At 32.7% G+C, this 682-nt stretch carries 1 protein-coding gene; it reads right to left on the reverse strand.

Annotation, left to right across the window (positions count from 1 at the left end; translation table 11 throughout):
* Positions 1 to 682 (reverse strand): PD-(D/E)XK nuclease family transposase (locus tag MTBBW1_RS27355; protein ID WP_080810169.1); only part of this gene is annotated, 682 nt, incomplete at both ends.

Below are 682 nucleotides of genomic sequence, written 5' to 3' on the forward strand. Positions count from 1 at the left end.
GTTGTAATCATATCTCTCTCACGAACAAGATTTATTATATAACGTTCATAATCAGCCTTTTCAGATTTATTCATATGGATATAGGATAGCTTCTCTTTTGCTTTATCAATATTTTTGGACTTAAAATCATCCCTTACCTGTTCATTTTTTATCATGTATATCCACTCATCAATGTATCTTTTGATGATATCATGAAATTTATAAATCTGAATAAAATAGTACTCAGGAAATATATCTTTATCCACAAACTTATACTTTGATTCCAACCCATCCATTACCTCAACCTTCTCTTTTATCTTCAATGGATTGCCTGTGTTCATGCCTATAAATTGAGTTGTGCCCTTATAGAGATAGTCATCTCCGGTGCCAAAGTTAAAATAAAGGATACTTATGGAGATTACCTTGCTGATATTTTTAAAATCTTCACCAAGCCTTAAATTTTCAATAATAACCTTTGATGTGCCAAATAGGAGCCGCTCTAAATAGTCCCTTTCACGGGTGTTTTGAATCTCAATGATGATTTTACGTTTATGGCTATCCTCAACCATTAAATCCACGCGGTTAAATTTAAGATCCTCCTGTTTCTGGTTGCCTTCACTTTCAAGAAGATTTAACACTTTTATGTTTTCATCTTCAAGCAGAGCACAAAGGAATCCTTCAAGAACATCAAAATTGGCTTTAT

The organism is Desulfamplus magnetovallimortis (genome assembly GCF_900170035.1).
Lineage (GTDB): Bacteria > Desulfobacterota > Desulfobacteria > Desulfobacterales > Desulfobacteraceae > Desulfamplus > Desulfamplus magnetovallimortis.